General features: G+C 68.3%; 2 protein-coding genes and 1 pseudogene. 1 reads left to right on the top strand and 2 read right to left on the bottom strand.

The window, feature by feature from the left end; translation table 11 throughout:
- Positions 1 to 116 precede the first annotated feature (116 nt).
- Together ACIPIA_RS14495 and ACIPIA_RS14490 are read right to left on the bottom strand one after the other, a co-directional pair.
- Positions 117 to 695: a L,D-transpeptidase gene (locus tag ACIPIA_RS14495; protein ID WP_400510562.1), complete on the bottom strand. Its 579-nt coding sequence runs from the start codon at positions 693 to 695 to the stop codon at positions 117 to 119.
- A 178-nt stretch (positions 696 to 873) separates the two neighbouring features.
- On the bottom strand, positions 874 to 1,794 hold the full coding sequence (locus tag ACIPIA_RS14490; protein ID WP_400510560.1) for a lytic transglycosylase domain-containing protein: 921 nt from the start codon (positions 1,792 to 1,794) through the stop codon (positions 874 to 876).
- A gap of 138 nt (positions 1,795 to 1,932) precedes the next feature.
- Here ACIPIA_RS14490 and ACIPIA_RS14485 point away from each other — a divergent pair.
- Positions 1,933 to 2,334: pseudogene (locus ACIPIA_RS14485) on the top strand (hypothetical protein); the annotation flags it as partial.

Here is a 2,334-nt window from a genome sequence, read left to right as displayed (position 1 = left end):
CATTCGCGGATGGAACCGCACCTTTAGGCCTGTCCGCCGCTGGCCCCGAATGGCGAACTGCTCAACGAAAAAGGCCGGCGTTTCCGCCGGCCTTTCTGTCACGGGATGCGAGCCGCTCAGCGGGCGACGACGACGCGGGTGCCGACCCTGGCGCGGTCGTAGAGATCGATCACGTCCTCGTTCAGCATGCGGATGCAGCCCGAGGAGACGGCCTGACCGATCGTCTCCGGCTCATTCGAGCCATGGATGCGATACAGCGTCGAGCCGAGATAGAGCGCGCGTGCGCCCATCGGATTGTCGGGGCCGCCCGGCATGAAGCGCGGCAGGTCGGGGCGGCGCTTCAGCATCTGCGCCGGCGGGGTCCAGGTCGGCCATTCGGTTTTGCGGGTGACGGACTGGCTGCCTGCCCAGTCGAAGCCCGGGCGGCCGACGCCGACGCCGTAGCGCATCGCCTTGCCATTCGGCATCACGAAATAGAGACGGCGCTCAGTCGAGTTGATGACGATCGTGCCCGGCGCATATTTCGTCGGATAATCCACGACCTCGCGCGGAATGGCGGTGGCCTGCGCCTTAGCCGGATCGACATATTGGACCAGCGGCTGACGGGTCAGCGGGTCGATTTCGGCCCGGGCGGCGGAGCCAAGGGCGAGCAGGCCAAGGCCGGCGAGCATGGCCAGACGAATGGAGCGGATCATCGGATAACCTCGGGGCGGTCGGGGCAGCTGTGGACACGAAGTTGACACGGAAAAGTCAACGTCTCCTCAATGTCCTGTCAGCTTCGTCGGCGCCCTGCAATTGGACTCCAATCACATCGCTGAGAGCTTCCGAGCTTTGGCGTTCTGCGTTGCGCACATGCAACATCGCGGCTGTGCTTCAGCTCCTCAGCACCACGCAGGCGCCACGATCCGCCTGGATGCGCCGGCACAGCGCAGACGCCTCGGCACGCGTCGCCGCCGGCAGCCGGACCCGGTAGAAGGCGCGCGTGCCGCGGCTGCGCAGCCGCGTTCCGATGACCATCGGCTGCAGTTCGCCGATGACCGCGCGATGGCGGGAGCTGGCGCGCTGGAAGCTGGCGAGCGCCCTTGCCTTCGAGAAGTTGCCGGCAAGCTGCACGCCCCAGGGCGCGAAGGGCGCCTCCGCCATCGCAGGCACGATCGGGCGGGCTTGCCGGATCGCGACCAGCGTCGGCGCGCAGGCGGCCTGCGGATCGCGCGTCGCCGGGCGCGCCGGCGGGGAGCGTCCGTCGCCATTCACGGCGTTGCTGGCATCCGCCGCCCAGTCATCGATCGAGGCGCCCGTGATGAGCAGGACGTAGTTCTCCGTCTCCATCGGCAGAAAGCGGGTCTGCCCGGCGGCGCGGGCCGCAAGCCAGCCGGCAAGGCGGTTGGGGCCGCCATTATATGCCGCCGCAGCGAGGCCCCAATTGCCGAAACGGTCCCGCAGCTCGGCCAGGAAATGCGCGGCCTTCGGAACCGCCTGCTCCGGATCGAACGGGTCGAGAAGGCCGCGCTCGCGCGCCGTGCCCGGCATGAACTGGGCTACGCCCTGTGCGCCGGCGGGGCTGGTGACATGCGGCCGAAAGCTGGATTCCTGGAAGATCAACCGGGTCAGGAAGGCGGGCGGCACGGAGTGGCTCCGCGCGGCATCGTCGATGATGCGGCACAGCGCGTCCTGGATGCCGGAGGAGGGGGGCAGCGGCTCCTCGGCAGACACGGCCGGCCCGCACGCGAAAAGCGTCGCGGCCAGTAGCAGCATCGCAGGGCCGGCAAAGCGGCGGAGAGCGCCGGAGATCATGCGGCCTGTCTCGCATGTTCGCGCGTCGGCTGCCAGAAGCGGCGCCTTTCGGTTGTGGCGGGGGGGCCGCCTGTGCGAAGAGGGCGCCGCGCCGGCTTGCGTGCCGGCATCATTGTTTCTTGGGGAGTAGAAGGCCGTATGGCGAAGGCCTGGATCGTCTGGTCACGATGGTTTCTGGCGGCGGCCGCGGGTTGCGCCGGTATCCTCTTCGCATTCGTCGCCGTGCTCGATCCCTTCGGCATGCGGGTCGGGGCAGGCCAGCCGGCGCGGCCCATCATGGATATCAACCAGCGCTTCATGTACCCGCAGCTCGTACGCTCGGGTCGCTTCGATGCGGCGGTTTTCGGCACGTCGACGATGCGTCTCCTCGATCCGCAGAAGTTGTCGCGAGGGCTCGACGCCCGCTTCGTGAACCTGGCGATGAACGCGGCGACCCCCTGGGAGCAACTGCAGATAGCGGCGCTGTTCCGCGATCATATCCGTGCCCCGAAGCGAGTGATCTGGGGGCTCGACGTAACCTGGTGCGAGCCTGACGCCACC

The sequence above is a fragment of the Allobosea sp. CER48 genome (assembly GCF_044752385.1).
In the GTDB taxonomy this organism is placed as follows: Bacteria; Pseudomonadota; Alphaproteobacteria; order Rhizobiales; family Beijerinckiaceae; genus Allobosea.
The sequence above is the reverse complement of the archived record's forward strand: the minus strand, read 5'-3'. Positions and strand labels throughout refer to the sequence as shown.

What these genes read in the sequence shown, in the direction of transcription:
- ACIPIA_RS14490 (WP_400510560.1), bottom strand. Translation starts at nt 1,794, where the DNA reads ATGATCTCCGGCGCTCTCCGCCGCTTTGCCGGCCCTGCGATGCTGCTA.
- ACIPIA_RS14495 (WP_400510562.1), bottom strand. Translation starts at nt 695, where the DNA reads ATGATCCGCTCCATTCGTCTGGCCATGCTCGCCGGCCTTGGCCTGCTC.